Source organism: Streptomyces graminofaciens (genome assembly GCF_030294945.1).
Taxonomy (GTDB): domain Bacteria; phylum Actinomycetota; class Actinomycetes; order Streptomycetales; family Streptomycetaceae; genus Streptomyces; species Streptomyces graminofaciens.
This window is the reverse complement of record NZ_AP018448.1, coordinates 772,944-789,257: the sequence shown is the minus strand read 5'-3', so window position 1 is coordinate 789,257 and position 16,314 is coordinate 772,944. Positions and strand designations below refer to the sequence as shown.

Annotated in this window: 8 protein-coding genes and 4 pseudogenes; 8 read left to right on the top strand and 4 right to left on the bottom strand. The window is 67.0% G+C overall.

The genetic code is table 11. The features are described 5' to 3' along the window. Nucleotides 1–103 precede the first annotated feature (103 nt). Entirely contained in the window at nucleotides 104–481 is a 378-nt protein-coding gene (locus SGFS_RS03310; RefSeq protein ID WP_286247451.1) for a hypothetical protein, read from the top strand. A gap of 215 nt (nucleotides 482–696) precedes the next feature. Here the strand turns inward: SGFS_RS03310 and SGFS_RS03305 are convergent, their stop codons facing one another. Then, nucleotides 697–1,293 (bottom strand): TetR/AcrR family transcriptional regulator, encoded by a 597-nt coding sequence (locus tag SGFS_RS03305; RefSeq protein ID WP_286247449.1) that lies wholly within the window; start codon nucleotides 1,291–1,293, stop codon nucleotides 697–699. Nucleotides 1,294–1,461: 168 nt separating this feature from the next. Here SGFS_RS03305 and SGFS_RS03300 point away from each other — a divergent pair, with 168 nt between their 5' ends. The 5 genes and pseudogenes from SGFS_RS03300 (at nucleotide 1,462) to SGFS_RS03275 (ending at nucleotide 6,879) form a co-directional block, all read left to right on the top strand. After that, on the top strand, nucleotides 1,462–2,427 hold the full coding sequence (locus SGFS_RS03300; protein ID WP_286247447.1) for an alpha/beta hydrolase family protein: 966 nt from the start codon (nucleotides 1,462–1,464) through the stop codon (nucleotides 2,425–2,427). A gap of 922 nt (nucleotides 2,428–3,349) precedes the next feature. After that, on the top strand, nucleotides 3,350–4,411 hold the full coding sequence (locus tag SGFS_RS03290; RefSeq protein ID WP_286259767.1) for a tyrosine-type recombinase/integrase: 1,062 nt from the start codon (nucleotides 3,350–3,352) through the stop codon (nucleotides 4,409–4,411). Continuing rightward, nucleotides 4,408–4,590 carry a hypothetical protein gene (locus tag SGFS_RS03285; RefSeq protein ID WP_286247445.1) on the top strand — a complete coding sequence of 61 codons (183 nt, stop codon included), beginning with the start codon at nucleotides 4,408–4,410 and terminating at the stop codon, nucleotides 4,588–4,590. The genes SGFS_RS03290 and SGFS_RS03285 overlap by 4 nt, the downstream gene beginning before the upstream one ends. A gap of 42 nt (nucleotides 4,591–4,632) precedes the next feature. Further along, nucleotides 4,633–5,468: pseudogene (locus SGFS_RS03280) on the top strand (IS5 family transposase). A gap of 49 nt (nucleotides 5,469–5,517) precedes the next feature. Continuing rightward, nucleotides 5,518–6,879: a hypothetical protein gene (locus SGFS_RS03275; RefSeq protein WP_286247443.1), complete on the top strand. Its 1,362-nt coding sequence runs from the start codon at nucleotides 5,518–5,520 to the stop codon at nucleotides 6,877–6,879. A 46-nt stretch (nucleotides 6,880–6,925) separates the two neighbouring features. Here the strand turns inward: SGFS_RS03275 and SGFS_RS03270 are convergent. Both SGFS_RS03270 and SGFS_RS03265 read right to left on the bottom strand, forming a co-directional pair. After that, nucleotides 6,926–7,646, bottom strand: a pseudogene (locus SGFS_RS03270) (IS6 family transposase). Between the two features lie 65 nt (nucleotides 7,647–7,711). Further along, nucleotides 7,712–8,137: pseudogene (locus tag SGFS_RS03265) on the bottom strand (transposase domain-containing protein); the annotation flags it as partial. A 241-nt stretch (nucleotides 8,138–8,378) separates the two neighbouring features. On the opposite strand from SGFS_RS03265, the pseudogene SGFS_RS51260 reads away from it, so the two are divergent. After that, nucleotides 8,379–8,462: pseudogene (locus tag SGFS_RS51260) on the top strand (AAA family ATPase); the annotation flags it as partial. 25 nt (nucleotides 8,463–8,487) lie between these two features. Here SGFS_RS51260 and SGFS_RS03260 read toward each other — a convergent pair. After that, nucleotides 8,488–8,862, bottom strand: coding sequence for a hypothetical protein (locus SGFS_RS03260; protein WP_286259764.1), 375 nt, complete (start codon nucleotides 8,860–8,862; stop codon nucleotides 8,488–8,490). Between the two features lie 683 nt (nucleotides 8,863–9,545). Here SGFS_RS03260 and SGFS_RS03255 point away from each other — a divergent pair. Then, a complete protein-coding gene (locus SGFS_RS03255) occupies nucleotides 9,546–16,313 on the top strand; it encodes an RHS repeat-associated core domain-containing protein (RefSeq protein ID WP_434026102.1) in 6,768 nt (2,255 codons plus the stop codon). Nucleotide 16,314: the final 1 nt, after the last annotated feature.

Sequence of the window (16,314 nt, the reverse complement as noted above, 5' to 3'; positions counted from 1 at the left end):
TAGATAATCTGACACAACGTCTCCTTTCGGGCGAGACGAACTGTTCGACTGCAACTACCGTCAAGGGAACACTTCTTCGGCGCCGAGCCGGCAGGGAGCCCGCATGGCCACAGCGGCACAGAAGGCCGTCACCGCAGGCGGCGTGCTCGTCGGCATCGCCACCGGGGTCGTCACCAACCTGATCACCGACCGGTGGAGCTGGACCATGGCCATGGCCATGGCCGTGCTCGCGGCCGCTGGCATCTGGCTGGCCTTGCTGACCCAGGCCGCCTCCCGGCGCACCCGCCACCGCATCCGGGCATCCCGCGGCGGCCGGATCGAGAACTCGGCAGCGACAGGCCGCGGCGGGGCCGACATCAAGCAGAACGCAACCCATGGCGGAATCATCAGCGGATCACCCGTCACCGCCCGGGGCGCCGATGTCTACCAGCAGACCGGCCGCCACGGACACATCACCGACTCGCCCAGCGACATGCGATAGCCGCGCACCACACACCGGCACTGGCTTTGTTCACGAGTTACGACAGCGGATGTTCACGACGTTGAGCAGCGTCCTGATGATGCCGTGTTCGATATTCATGAGAAGCGACAGCACCAGCTCAGGGGTACTGCTGCCTGCCGGCGTCTCCGGCTGTTGAGAGGCGGCCGCTCAGATCGCGTGGAAGTTGCGAAGGGACCAGGTCGCGATGTTAGGCATCAGGACGCGTGAGGTCGCTGGAGTCCCTGGAGGAGGAGAGCGATCAGGCGTCGGGGGTCGTAGCGGGGGTCGTTGTCACGTCCGATGCAGAGGTTGCCGATGCCGCGCATCAGCTCGTAGGGCTGCGTGCCGGGCTTGATGTCGCCGGCCTCGACCGCGGCGTCGAGCAGTTGGGCGCAGACGGGCAGCAGGCGGTCGAGGAAGTAGGCGTGCAGCGCGGCGAAGCGGTCGCTGTCGGACTGCAGGGCGTCGGCGAGTCCGTGCTTGGTGACCAGGAAGTCGACGAAGAGGTCGATCCACTGGCGCAGCGCGTTGAACGGGGAGTCGGCACTGGCCAGCAGGGTCGGGCCGGCCTCAGCGCATTCCTCGATCTGGTGGCGGTAGACGGCGGTGACGAGATCCGCCCGGGTCGGGAAGTGGCGGTAGATCGTGGCCATCCCGACGCTCGCCCGGGCCGCGATCTGGCGGATCGGCGCGTCGACGCCGGAGGTGACGAACACCTCGGCGGCGGCAGCGAGCACCGCCTGCCGGTTGCGTTGCGCGTCGGCCCGCTTGCCTCGGGACGGTGACTCCCCTGCAGGGCCCTCGGTGGCCATCACGTAGTCCTTCCAAGCCGATTGACAAAACGGAGCATCGATCCGGATACTAAATGGAGCGATGTTCCGCTTCAGGTTAGCCGAAGCGGGACGCTCCTGATCGCCTTGTCCGTCGCCGGTCGCAGGAGACCAGCGGACGGCAGGTGCCACCGAAAGGGAATCCACATCGTGAGCACATCCACTGCCACCAGCGCCGACACCTTGGGCACTCCCGTCCCGGTCCTGTCCTTCAGCCCCGTAGTCCTCTCCGTGCCCGGACGTCCCGTGGACCTCCAGGTGCGCGTCTCCGCACCCGCGACCGGAACCGGCCTCCCCGTCATCCTCCTCTCCCACGGTCACGGCCCCTCGAACAACCTCTCCTCGCTCAACGGCTACGCGCCGCTTGCCAACTTCTGGGCCGCTTACGGATTCGCCGTCGTTCAGCCCACCCACCTCACCTCCCGGACACTGAGCCACCTGGTCGCCGACGCGCCCGGCGCACCTGACTTCTGGCGCTCCCGCGCCGAGGACATGACCCACATCCTCGACCGGCTCGACGTAATCGAGCGCACCGTGCCGCAGCTCGCGGGGCGGATCGACCCCACCAAGGTCGCCATCGTCGGACACTCGCTCGGCGGCTTCACCGCCGCCCTCCTCCTGGGCGCCGGGCTCACCGACCCCGACACCGGGAACGTCGTGCACCTCGTCGAGCCCCGGATCAAGGCAGGCGTGCTGCTCGCCGCGCCCGGCAGGGGCGGCGACGTCCTCAACGGGCCCATGGCCGAGCAGTGGCCGATCATCGGGGCCCTCGACTTCTCCACCATGACCGCACCTGCGCTGGTCGTCGCCGGCGACAAGGACGATTCCCGGCACTTCACGGATATGGGGCCGGACTGGCACGCCGACCCGTACACCCTCGCCCGCGGTCCCAAGAGCCTGCTCACCCTGTTCGACGCGGAGCACGGACTCGGCGGGATCGCCGGATACGACGCCGCCGAGACAACCGACGAGAACCCCGAGCGAGTCTCTGCCCTCGCCTGGCTCACCGCTGCCTACCTCCACACCCAGCTCCACCCCGGCGCCCCCACGTGGCAGACCGCCTGCGAGGCACTGACGACCGGCCCCGACCCAGTAGGACGAGTCGAATCCAAGTAAGCCTCCCACGCTCATAGGCACCCTGCCGGGCAAGGCGGAAGAGGCGCATAGGGACAGCCAGCGGGCTCGTACTCGACGACGGTGTCTGGGCAGCCGGACGCCAACAGTGTGAAGTGCCTCGGCACCCGGGGCCCTCAGCCGTAATCGGCTGCCTCCGCGCTGCCCAGACTCCTGCAGTGTTCGAATCGCAGCCGACCGCACACACTGCTCAAACTGGTGAACAACTGCTGCTGGTACCCGTGAACAGAGCCACCGGCACCAACCGCCGCGGCGACGATGACGACGTCCGGTGCCGCGCTCTCGCTCCCCTGTGGCCGTTGGTGGCGAGCAGCGGCCGGCCTCTCGTGCGGCCGTCTCGCCTCGCGGTGTGCGCCCATGCGGACAGGGCGGTGTCGGCGGCCGGCGCGCGGGGGAGTACCGGCTGGCCAGGCCTGTCGGCATACGGATCCGCGATATCGGTGCGGGGGGCGTGGCCGGTGGATCTACGGTGCAGGGGCGAGCGGCGACGTCCTCGCAGACGCCCTGGTGGCTCAGAAGCTGTTTCACATCTCCTTTCCGCAGGTCACGGCGTCATGAAGTGCTGTGGTGATCCCGTTTGCCGTTCGGTTGGGCGTCGATGGTCGCCGTTCCGAACGACAGCGGCAGCGCGCTGGTCTTCAGGCGGTTGCGAGGGTGGCCAGCGCCGCCTCGGTCTGGCGGCGGGGCCGGGCCAGGCGGCGGGACATGAGGGTGATGAAGGCCCATTGAATGTGGGCTTCTGCGTGGGACATCAGCCGCTCGTAGTCCCTCGCGTTGCGCCTCGCCCGCATCGTCCACGAGTTGCTCCGTTCCACCACCCACCTATCAGTTACGTGCAATCTGACCGCCGCGGAGATCATCTCCCTGCGGTACGCCCATGGACTGAGGAGATGCGTTGGGCACGGTGGTGCTGGAGGAGAAGTGGCCGGTGCTCGGCCGGCATGAGCAGGCGGCCGGGTGGCTGCAGGTGTGGACCGACCTGGGGCGGGCGCCCCGGACCATCGATGCCTATGCCCGAGGGCTGGCCGAGTATCTGGAGATGTGCGAGCGGGAGAACGTCGACCCGCTGACCGCGAACCGTGCCCATATCGCTGTCTACGTACGGGAGTTGACCTCACGACCGAGCCGTCGGGGTGCGAACGTGATCTCGATCGACTCGGGCTACGGTCTTGCCAACGTCACCATTCAGCAGCGTCTGGTGCCGGTCCGGCTGTTCTACGACTTCCTCATGGAGGACGGGCAGCGCGACTCCAACCCGGTCGGCCGTGGCCGCTACACGCCGGGTCGCCGACGCGGCGGGCACGAGCGTGGCCTCGTGCCGAGGCTGACGAAGCTGCCCTGGATACCTACCGAACAGCAGTGGATGGATGTCCTCGCGGTCGCCGCCGCGGAGCCGATCCGCAACCGCGTGATGCTCGCGCTCGCCTACGACGCCGCACTGCGCCGGGAGGAGCTGTGCTCCCTGCGTACGGACGACTTGGACCCGGCTCACCGAACCCTGCGAGTACGGGCGGAGACGACCAAGAACCGGCTGGAGCGCGTTGTCCCGTACTCCGCGCCGACCGGCGTCCTGCTGTCGGGCTACCTCGCTCACCGGGCCCGGATCAGCCGGGCACGGGGACCGCTGTTCCTGTCGGAATCCCGGCGCAATCACGCCGAGCCGCTGAGCTTGTGGACCTGGTCGAAGGTGGTCCGCCGGATCGCGCTGGCCGCTGATGTCCCGCGGTTCTCCACACACACCACGAGACACCTGTGCTTGACCGACCTGGCTCGGATGGGCTGGGAACTGCATGCCATCGCCACGTTCGCCGGCCACCGCCACACCGCCTCCACGCTCACCTACATCCACCTCTCGGGCCGGGACCTGGCCGACAAGCTCAACCGCGGCATGGAGCAGATCCACGGCTGGCGGGTGCAGATGTTGGCCCGTCTGGGCGCGCCCACGAAGGAGGCGGTCTCGCCGTGATCGCACTGACCGCCGTTTCCGCCTCAACGACAGACACGCTGCTGTCCTGGCCGTGGCCGGTTGAGCCGGACCGCTACGACCGGCGTCACGAACTCACCGTCGACGAACGGGAGGCGCTTGTGTCCCTGGGAACGGACCTGCGCCGTTACCCCGGCGGCCACGATCCGCAGGCCCCTTAGAGGTCCTAACAGAAGTTGTTGATCAAGTGACTTTCGACTTGGGTGGTCGTTGGTCTAGTCGTGGGGAAACGTCAGTCGCGGCCGTGGATCGTGTCGGACGAACTGTGGTCGCTCATCGAGCCGTTACTGCCCGAGCCGGGGCCGAAGCTGGTGGCGGGCCGGCCGCGGGTGCCGGACCGACAAGCCCTGTGCGGGATCCTGTTCGTGCTGCACACGGGCATCCAGTGGGAGTACCTGCCCCAGGAACTGGGCTTCGGCTCGGGCATGACCTGCTGGCGGCGCCTGGCCGCATGGAACGAGGCCGGTGTGTGGGAGAAGCTGCACCTGGTGCTGCTGAAGAAGCTGCGGTCGGCGAAGCAGCTGGACTGGTCGAGGGCGGTGATCGACTCCTCCCACGTGCGGGCGGCCCGACGGGGCCCAAAAGCGGTCCCAGCCCGGTCGACCGCGCACGGCCGGGCAGCAAGCACCACGTCCTTGTCGACGGGCAGGGCATCCCGCTCGCGGTGTCGCTGACCGGCGGCAATCGCAATGACGTCACTCAGCTGATCCCGCTGCTGGACAAGATTCCACCCGTGGCCGGCGCGGTCGGGAGGCCGCGGAGACGGCCGGACATGCTCTTCGCGGACCGCGGCTACGACCACGACAAGTACCGGCGACTGCTGCGGAAACGCGGCATCCGGCCCGCGATCGCCGAACGGGGCCAGCCACATGGCTCCGGCCTGGGCATCTTCCGCTGGGTCGTCGAGCGCACCATCTCCTGGCTCCACGGCTTCCGTCGCCTGCGCATCCGCTGGGAACGACGCGACGACATCCATGAAGCCTTCCTCGGCCTCGCCACCTGTCTCATCACCCACCGACACGTCCAACGCCTTTGTTAGGACCTCTTAGTGGAAGACCGTCCGGCGGCTGCTTCGCCCGCTCGACGACGTGCGCTCATCGTTGTGGTGCCCGGATGACGGCAGCTACCGCCGCGGCGTCGACGACGCCATCGCTCTGATTCTCCTGCGCTGTGCCGAGCACGACCGGACAGTCTGGGCCTGGTCGGCCGAGGACTGGCTCGCGCTGATCGGCAACAGCGCCAGGCAGTTCACCGCGAACGCCCCAGGATGGGCCGAGGGAACCGCCCGCCCGTATCTGACCGCGTATGCCTACCTGCTCAGTGGCTTCACCGAGTTCGACCACCTGGGCAGCTTCCGAAGGCTGCCGCTGGCCTGGCGAGTGTTCGGCAAGCGTCCGGTCGACGAAGCGCAACAGCAGGTTGCACAGGTGCTTCGTGGCTGGGGCTATCAGGTCGAGACCGGCATCGACCCACGGATCTCCCCGGTCCTGTGTCAGACCCTCCTGCTCAACCGCAGCCCGATGCTCGAAGACCTGACGACCGCGGCATTCGACCGGATCCGTCAGCACCCCGACCTGCCGGATCGTTACATCGGCGCCCTCTACGGGATCCAGCGCGCCGTGGCCGCGCTCGGGCACTGCTCCCTGCCGCCCACTCCGTATCGCGGGCGGATGCCCGCGATCGAGGGGACCGCGCAGTCGTGGGCCGAATGGATCGAACGCTGGCACTCCACCAGCACGTTGTCGCGCAAGGTCCGAGACAACCACCGCTCCCTGCTGTCGAAGATCGGACGGTGGCTCGCCGACGAACATCCAGAGATCACGGAGCCGACTCAGTGGACCCGCCAGACCTGCGCGGCCTGGGTCGCCGCGGTGGACAAGCTCCGCGTCGGGGACTACGTCCAACGAGTCGCCAGTCACGAGAAACGGGCAGGCCAGCCGATCACACCGCACAGCAAGTCGGGCTACCTCACCGCGACCCGCGCCTTCTTCCACGACCTGCAGGAATGGGAGTGGATACCCCGACGGTTCGACCCCGTACGCGCACTGTCGACACCCCGAACCATCGCGGCGATGCTCGGCCCCGACCCGCGGGTGATAGCCGACGACATCTGGGCCAAACTGCTGTGGGCAGGCCTCAACATCGGCCCCGATGATCTGCCCACCAGACTCAACAGCCTGCGCTACCCATTCGAGCTCCTCCGGGTGCTATCCCTGACCTGGCTGTTCAGTGGCCTGCGCAGTGACGAGATCGCGCGACTTCGCGTGGGCTGCGTCCGCTGGCAGCACGAGGGGTTCCCCATCCCCGGTGACTCCGACGAGGTACTGGCGCGAGACGCCGTCTGCCTGCTGGACGTCCCCACCCACAAGACCGGCACCTCGTTCACCAAGCCCGTCGATCCTCTGCTGGGCAAGGCGATCGAGGGCGCTGTCACGTTGTTGGGTGGGTAGGTGTCTGATGGCGTCGCGCGTGGTGCAGCTCGGTTCCGGGCTGTGCTCAGGCAGCGTTGGCGAGGCCGGCGACGCCGGTGATCTGCTCCCAGATTGCGAAGCGGATGCTCATCTCGGCTCGGTGGGCGGCAGCGGTCATCAGGTGTCGGCGGGGCCGGAAGTGGGGCGAGATACCGCTGAACGCGGACAGGAACCGCTGGGCCCCGCCCACTGAGCGGAAGCCCTTCATCGCCCGTTCGCGCTGTCCGGTGGGCTGGGTGGCTGTTCTCGGCTCGGTTGTTGAGGTACTTCGACTGCCGGTGCTCGACGGAGGGCATGACCTCGCGGTGGGCGGCGCCGTAGGAGCGGAGCTTGTCGGTGACGATCACCCGCGGCACCGCGTGCGTCTTCTTCATCAGGCGGCGGAAGAAGCGCCTGGCCGCGGCCTTGTCCCGCCGGTTCTGCACCAGGATGTCCAGCACGATGCCGTCCTGGTCGACGGCCCGCCACAGGTACTTCTGTTCTCCATTGATCTTGATGAAGACCTCGTCCAGGTGCCATTTGTCACCAGGCCGGAGCTGCCGGCGGCGCAGCGCGCCTGCGTACCGCTGCCCGAACTTGGCGCACCAGCGGCGCACCGTCTCGTACGAGACGACGATCCCGCGCTCGAGCATCAGCTCCTCGACCTCGCGGAACGACAGCGGGAAGCGGAAGTACAGCCACACGCAGTGGGAGATGACCTCGACCGGGTACCGGTGCCCCTTGTACGACGGCGACACGGTCCCCACGGACAGCCCCCTCCAGCACGATCAACCAGAGAAGATCATCCCACCCGGCTAACCAACGTGACAGCGCCGTCGAAGGAGACCATTCGGAACGGCCCGAACCGCACTCCGGGAGTCACCGGCTGGGCGAGCGGGCCGGCCAGGGTCTCGAACACGCGCTTCATCGGTTCTGCACCGAGCCGTCTGCGCAGGTCACGTAAGGCTTTCGCAGTTGGCTCCGCGACCTCGATCCCGACGCCCGTAAGGGCTGCGGTCAGCTTGTGCCAGACCAGCCGGTAGCCGACCTCCGGGAACAGGCACATCGCGAGAAGGAAGTAGACCCCGACCCGCGAGGGCAGATCCCGTAACCGGCGCTGCACGCAACGGGTTTCATCCAGAACGGCATCGACGAGGTCGAACGGTATGACCTGCGTCAACTCGCCCAGATGACCGGGCGCGAACCGCCCCTCGGCCACGATGAACTCACGGGTGACCCTCGCCAGACCGGGTGGCAGGACACAATGACGCGTGGGCAACGGGGCTCCTCAACGGCCGGAAGTCTTGGCGGACTACCTGACCAACGCGGCCCCGATGCCCGCGTTCCTACCCGACACCGAACTCCCCTGCCACCAGCGGAAATACGCTAACTACCCGGCCTTGGGTCAAGGCCCTCGCCCACCTCGCCCCCGAGCCGCACGCCCAGATCACCGTCTCCACCGCCCACAAGGCCAAGGGACGCGAATGGCCCCGCGCTGATGCGACGTAATCTCCATCAACGGACCGAGCTACCGGCTCAAGAACCGCCTCACGGCCATCGAGCGGGATGCAGACGTGGCCTGACAGACGATCGCGGCCGGGGGCGTGGTCACTCGCTGTCGAGTCGTTGGAAGATCCCGGAGAACTCGTCGGTCTCGATCAGTCCGGCAATCACATCGGTCATGTTGTCGATGCCGGGATCCCGGATGATCAGGCCGTCCGAAACCCAGAAGTAGCGCCCGCCGAGAGCCTCGTCGCTTCCTGCCCAGGTCTCCATCAAGCGTTCGACTTCGGCGACCGTGAAGACAGTCGCGCTCCACCGGGAGCCGTCTTTGAGGTCCACGAAGACATCTACGTTGCACACCGAGTCCAACTCCTCGTCCGAGCTGGGCAGGAACGATGCCTCGAAGGCGTCCGCGCGAACCCGGTACCACGGCCCGTCCCAACCTCGTTCGACCGATCCAGGCGATGCGCTACCACTCATCGTGCGAGTATCTCCGGCCAGCCTGACGATCTCAACCAAGATCTCAGCCGTGCCGCTTCCCTCGACATAGCTGGGGACGTTCATCCGTACGCGGCTGGGGAGCTTAGGCAGCTGCGTCACGGGCCGCGCGAGGGCGACGTTCACCGGCCACTCCACCCTCTCAGCCTGCGCCTTCGGGACACTGGCCGCCTGCTGGCGTACTCCCGCACGGCCAGCAGGCGGCCCGGGCGGCACAGCTGTTGCGGTACAGCCGCGCCGCCGCACGGCGGGAGCCCGGCCGCGCAGCGCGACCGGGCCCTGAAGTGGTCTGTGGTGTTCTCGACTTTCTGCTGAGCGTCTCGCCGAACCGCCCGGCTGTCATCACCCACACGGGCGGCGCTCGCTCACACCGCGGCGGCCTCCTTCTTCTGACCGGGTTGTCTTGGGGTGTTTGCCCTGGTGGGAGGCCGGCGGTGGCTGATTCGCCGGGAGAAGGCCGCGCGTGATCAACATCACCCGTGCTGGCTGGAACCTTACTCTCGCTTGGCCTGTTCACGGCGTATTCACAGCAGCTACTGTCCACGTTCACTGATCCAATTCAGGAATGAGTTATTCCGTTTCCGTGCTGGGGAGCGCGGTCGACCCTGCCCTGATGCCGACGGTCTGTACATGTGAGCTGCGGCCCGCGCGTTGACGCGGTCCGCATGGGGCGGGGGGTTCGAGTGGCTGCTCGGCGCGCGCGTTTTGTCTCGGTCGGCCTTGCGAGTGTGATGCTTGCGGGTTTGCTGTCGGCGGTGGTGCCGCAACAGGCCACCGCGGCTGCCGATGACACGACACCGGTCGTTCCGTCGCAGTCTCTCGGCTCGGTCCCGCAGCAGCAGGCCGAGGAGGTCGGCAAGCCGCTTCCCGCGCCGAGGTGGCCGAGTGCGGCGGAGGCAACGGTCGATCTGTCCGAGGCAGCTCCTGGTGAGGCGGGCACAGTGGCTCCCGAACCGTCCGCATCGTCCCCCACGCGCAGCGCGGACGGGGGCGAGGACACACAGGTCGCCGACGTCGTCGAGGTAGCCCCCGTCGTGGAGGCGTCCGGTGCCGAGGCCCAACTGGGCTCGGCCCGGCTGACTGAGGGCGAGACCGCCTCGCCAAGCCCGGGCATCTCCGAAACAGGGGAGACCGCAGCGGACCCGTCGGGCGAGAGCCCGGAAGCCGATTCCGCTACGGTGCCGGACCCGGAAGGGTCCTCGTCGGACGAGCCCGCTGCGGATGCGGTCTCCCCGGACCAGGTGGATGTGCGGGTCCTGGACCGTGAGGATGTGGCCCCGGCCGGTGGTATCGGTCTCGGCCTGGAGGTCACCCGGACCGACGGGGTGGACGTTTCCGGTGAGGTCCAGGTCGCCATCGACTACTCCGGCTTCAAGTACGCCTACGGTGGTGACTTCGCCTCCCGCCTCCGCCTGGTGAAGGTCCCCGCCTGCGCACTGCAGACGCCGGGAGCGGCAGGCTGCACGGACCGTGAGGTCGTGCCGACAGAGAACAACACGGACTCCGGCACCCTGACCGCCACCGTGACGGCGGCCGCCGACACGACGACAGAGGGCGCCTCGACGCAGCTCATGCGCGAGGCCGCGAGCAGCGGTGGCAGCGTGTTCCTGCTGAACACGGGCTCTTCTTCCGACGAGGGTGACTACCGGGCGTCGACGCTCTCGCCGACCGGCTCATGGGACGTCTCGACCGGCTCGGGCGCATTCACGTACAACCTTCCGATCCAGATGCCGGAGCCGCCTATGGGTTCCGCGCCGTCGCTGGCGCTGACGTACAACTCGCAGTCCGTGGACGGCCGTACGTCCGCGTCGAACAACCAGTCCTCCTGGGCCGGCATGGGCTGGGACCTCAACGTCGGCTACATCGAGCGCCGCTACCGCAACTGCACCGAGGACGGCCTGCCGACCATCGGCGATATGTGCTGGGACTCGCCGAACTCCGCCGATGAGCCCTCGGGCGCGGTGTACGTCATCAACCTCAACGGGGTCACCTCGGAGCTGATCCAGGACAACACCGGCAGTGGCGCGTACCACGTGAAGGACGACCCGGGCTGGCGTGTGCAGCGCCTGCTCAACGGGCACGGCGCGGGCCGCGACGGCGAATACTGGGTGATCTCCTCCCAGGACGGCCACCGCTACTACTTCGGCTGGGGCCGCTCGGAGCGCACCGGCACCGCGACCGCCTCCGTCTTCACCGTGCCCGTCGTCGGCAACGACGCCGGTGAGCCCTGCCACGACCAGTTCCCCGAGCCGTGCACCCAGGCCTGGCGCTGGAACCTCGACCGGGTGGTCGACGCCAACGAGGTCGAGACCATGTACTTCTACGACAAGGAGTACAACCACTACCGCTCGGTCGCCACCACCGACAAGGCACGCCAGTACGTCTCCTCCGGCTACGTGAAGGAGATCCAGTACGGCTGGTCCTCCCAGATCACCGGCGGCAAGGTCCCGGCGAAGGTCGAGCTGAGCCACGTCAACCGCTGTATCGAGCGCGTCAACGAGAACGACCCGCTGCGCGACGAGCCCGCTGCCTGCCCCACCTTCGACGCCAAACCGACCTCGTACCCGGACGTGCCCGTCGATCTCATGTGTGACGGCACGTCGGCGGACTACGAGTGCGCGGGCAAGACGTACTACCCCACGTTCTTCTCCACGGACATGCTGTGGGACATCAAGACCTACGTCAGTGACCAGGACGGCACCGGCTGGGACCTGGTGCAGCAGTACCAGAACAAGTACGGCATGCCGAACCCCAACGGGACGATCGGCAAGACGCTGTGGCTGGACTACGTGCAGCGCCGGACGTACGGCAACGGCACCGACCTCGTCCTGCCGGTGATCAACTTCAACCGGGTCGACCTGGACAACAAGGTCGGCTCCGCCGAACTCAACTTCCCCCGCATCGAGGAGATCCACGGCGACCTCGGGGCCACCACCACCGTGTCCTACGGGTTCGCCAACCCCTGCGACAGCGACAACCTGCCCACCCAGGCGTCCAACACGCAGGACTGCTACTGGCAGAAGTGGACCCCGGAAGGCGAGACCGAGGCCCGCACCGGCTGGTTCAAGAAGTTCCTGGTCACCCAGGTTGAAGTCGACCCGACGGTGACGATCAACCAGGACGGCGCCCCGAAGATGACCACCTCGTACGCCTACGAGGACGGCGCCGGCTGGCGGTTCACCAACGACCCCCTCACCAAGGACGAGGACGAATCCTGGTCCGACTGGCGCGGCTACCAGGAGGTCCAGGTCTCCACGGGCGCGGGCACCGGCAAGAAGGCCAAGAAGTACTGGCTCTACCGGGGCCTGGACGGCGACCGCACCTCCAAGACCGACGCATCAGCAACCAAGACCGTCAAGGTCAACAACGGTGACGGCAGCGAATTCACCGACCACGACTGGCTGGCCGGGAAGGTGCTGTCCACGTCCTTGCGGGACGATCAGGACGTCTCCCACGAACGCACTTACCACTCGTACTGGTCCCACAACACCGCCCAGTACGACGGTCTGCCCGACGCCCGCTTCGTCCGCGAGTCCAAGACCACGACCAGCACCAAAGTCAGCGGCGGCTGGCGCGAGCACACGGTGGAGAACGAGTACGACGACACCGAGGCTGCCTCCACCACCTTCGGCCTGCCCATGCGCGTAGACGACTGGGGCGAGCCGAACGTCTCCGACAATCGCTGCACCACCTACGGCCGCGCCTACAACACCGACAACTACGACTCCACCGGCGCCCAGCGCTGGACCGTGCTGCAGGACCAGACCAAGCACTACTCGGTCGGCTGCTCCAGCATCGCCGACAGCAACCAGGACGGTTACGCCACCACCCTGTACGACGGCGCCACGAGCGTGGCAGGCAACAAGCCGGTCGACGGCAACCCGACCGAGGCACGCACCTACACGAAGTCTGGCACCTATCGCTCGACGTGGTCCGGCTACGACTACGCCGGCCGCGTGGTGTGGACCGAAGACGGCAAGCACAACCGCACCACCACCACATACAGCCCGGCCAACACCTGGCCCCTGGACGGCGTCACGACCACAACCCCCGACCCCGACGGCACCGCCTCCGCGCGCACCGGGCTGACCTCCACCGTGTGGACGTCCCGCTTCTGGGGCACACCGACCACCGTCAAGGACGCCAACGGCCACTCCACCAACGTGACCCTGGATTCCGCGGGCCGGGTGGTGGAGGTGTGGAAGCCCACCGAGAGCGGCAGCTCGCCGTCGATGAAGTTCAGCTACAGCATCCCCACGTCGACCAACAGTGCCGAGGTCCCGGACGCGGTCGACGGCTACCCCCACGTGGCCAGCCACGTGCTGCAGTCCGGCACAACCTATCTGACCTCGCACGCCTATATGGACGGCCTCGGCCGCGCCCGCGAAACACAGACCCCGCTGCCGAGCGACCTCGACGCCGCGACCAACCAGACCCTTCCGTACCGGCAGGTGGCGGTCACCCGCTACGACTCCGCCGGACAGGTCACCGGCACCTCAGCCGTCTTCCGCAACCAGGGCACTGCCGGCTCTGGCGGCCCCTCCAGCCCTCAGGTCGCCGAACTCCCTTCGTACAACGACCTGGTCCTGGACTGGGTCGGCCGCACCGTAACTTCCCGGATCCAGGCGTACGGAGTGACCCAGGACGAAGGCCAGGTCACCACCACCTACAACGGCGACTACACAGTCGTCCAGCCTGCCGTGGGCCCCCCTACCGACACGTACACCGATGTCTACGGACAGGTCTCCAAGGTCGTCGAACACAGCGGCAGCTCCACCTTTACCACCGCCTACGCCTACAGCGGCAAGGGCGAACTGAAGCAGATCACCGACCCCCGCGGCAACAACACCTTCTACACCTACGACTGGACCGGCCAGCGCATCACCGTAGACGACCCGGACGCCGGCGACTCGACGACCGAGTACGACGCCAACGGCAAGATCAGCAAGACGACCAGCAACGGCGGTAAAACCGTCCTCACCTACGGGTACGACAATCTCGGCCGCAAGACGGCCGTCTCCAGTGGTTCGGACGAACTCGCTGCCTGGACCTGGGATGGCCTGAACATCACAAACGGCAAGGGCAAGATCACCTCCACCAGCAGCCGTGACACAGCGGGCAACACGTACACCATCAAGGTCGGGTCCTTTGACGCCCGCGGCCGCGCACTGAGCAGCACGGTCACCATCCCTGCCGGTATCAACGGCCTGGCCGGGAACTACACGACCTCGCTCACGTACGACGCCGCCGACCACGTTACCAAGGTGATCTACCCCAGCGCGGGTGGACTCGCCGAGGAGACGGTGACCACTGCGTACGACGCCTATGGCTATCCTTCCCGCCTCACCAGCACCCTGGGCAGCACCGTCTACATCGACGGCACCGCCTACGACGCCTATGGTCGCCTGGTCGAGCGCAACTACGGTACCGGGATTGGCGGCAACGGCATCCGGGCCAAGCGCAGCTACGCCTACGACGACAGCAACGGCACCCGCTGGCTGAAGACCATCGCGACGACCACCACGGTCGATGAACTGGTCACCGAGGCCCAGAAGGACACCTACACCTACGACCTGACCGGCCGTATCACCGAGCTGCGGGAGCAGGCCACCGGCCAGACCGCCCAGTCGCAGTGCTTCCGCTACGACGACCAGCGCCGCCTGAGCAGAGCCTTTACCCACTCCACGGCCGGCATCTGCGCCAACACCGCACAGACCACGTCCGACTTCACGGGCACGGCCCCATACCAGACCGCCTACACCTACGACCGCATGGGCAACCTGCAGTCGGCCACGGACACCAACTCGGCAGGCGTGGCCACCCTGCGCGACTACATCTACCCCGGCTACGACGACGCTGGCACCTGGACGACGGCCAACGCAGCCTGGCCACATGGCGTCCGCAAGATCATCAACAAGACCAGCGGAACCGCCACCCAAACGGACACCTTCACCTACGACGACAACGGCACGATGACGCAGCGCGTCGAAGAGCCCGCCGCTGCAGAAAAGACGACCACGGACTACACGTGGACGAAGCTTGCCCAGCTGTCCACGGTCAAGACCACCAAGCCCAGCGGCAGCGAACTGACCCGCTACGCCTACGACGCAGACGGCAACCTCCTGCTCCGCACCACGCCCCAGGAGACCGTCGCCTCCTTCGGCGGCACCGAACTACGCACCACCAACGGCACAAAGGTCACCGCGACCCGGTACTACACCAACGGTGCGGCCACCGTGGCCATGCGCACGACCAAGGGCACAACCGCCACCAACGGCAAACTCACCTACCTGTTGGCCGACACCCAAGCCTCCACACAACTCACCGTCGACGCCTCCACCGGCACCCCCACCCGCCGCCGCTACACCCCCTTCGGGGACGAACGCAACGGCACTTTGCCTACCGGCACCGACAACGGCTTCCTCGGCAAGACAGAGGACACCAGCACGGGCTTGTCCCTTCTCGGCGCCCGCGCCTACGACCCCCACCTGGGCCGGTTCCTCAGCCCGGACCCCCTCAGCGCCCCCTATTCCCCGCAGAACCTCTCCGCCTACAGCTACAGCCGGAACGACCCCATCAACTACTCCGACCCCTCAGGGCTCATGGAGACGTGCGGCGCCTATTCCGTCACCTGTCCTGGGCCTGACACTGACACCGAACCCAAGAAGAGGTCTGGTGGCGGCTCGGGCGGAGGTGGTGGAACCACTACCGCGACTGGAACAGGCGCGGGAGGCAGCAACTCAGACGGGGGCTGCGGCTCCTGGGGCTTCGTCTCCAGTGTCTGCCGCGGCGTTGGCGAGACCTTCTACGGTTTGATATCGAATGTCCCACACACGGTTGAATACACCGGATGGATCTTTGACGGTGACTGCAGAAATGGCGGAGGGCCCGGTTCTCCGGGATGCGACTACGGGGCTCAATTCGATGCCTGGGTAGCTGGCTACGGCTACGACACATCGAGTGACGCCTATCAAGTACCCAGCGCTCTTGCGGCAATCTTCTCTCACAGGCCTTCATATAGAGGGAAGGGGGCAGCGGATTCCAAGGGGTCAATCATCGGTGCGACAACAAAGTCGACGCACTGGGCTCTTGTGGAGGTTCGCGACGCGGAAGGAGTGAAAGTCAATGCATATACACTGCGCAGTGGGAGCCAGACGCCGGAGGAGGCTGCTCTTGGATTTCCGAATAATACGCAAGCCAGTCATACGGAGAGTCGAGCGACACGTATGTCCGGCGGCAGCCCCACGGTTCGAATCCCTGGTGATCGCTACGCGAAGCTAGCGCCTGTCAGCCCTGGGGACACTGTGACGATCCATGGAACCAAAAATCCGTGCTCGCAGTGCCAGGGCTCTATGAGGCGAGCCGCCGCTGAGACGGGTGCGACGTTCGTGTACGTTTGGGGAAACAGGACGTGGAGCACTGCAGGGGAGTGAC

Coding starts and splice junctions, on each gene's coding strand:
- SGFS_RS03260 (WP_286259764.1), bottom strand. CDS start 8,862: ATGAGTGGTAGCGCATCGCCTGGATCGGTCGAACGAGGTTGGGACGGG.
- SGFS_RS03305 (WP_286247449.1), bottom strand. CDS start 1,293: ATGGCCACCGAGGGCCCTGCAGGGGAGTCACCGTCCCGAGGCAAGCGG.
- SGFS_RS03255 (WP_434026102.1), top strand. CDS start 9,546: ATGGGGCGGGGGGTTCGAGTGGCTGCTCGGCGCGCGCGTTTTGTCTCG.
- SGFS_RS03310 (WP_286247451.1), top strand. CDS start 104: ATGGCCACAGCGGCACAGAAGGCCGTCACCGCAGGCGGCGTGCTCGTC.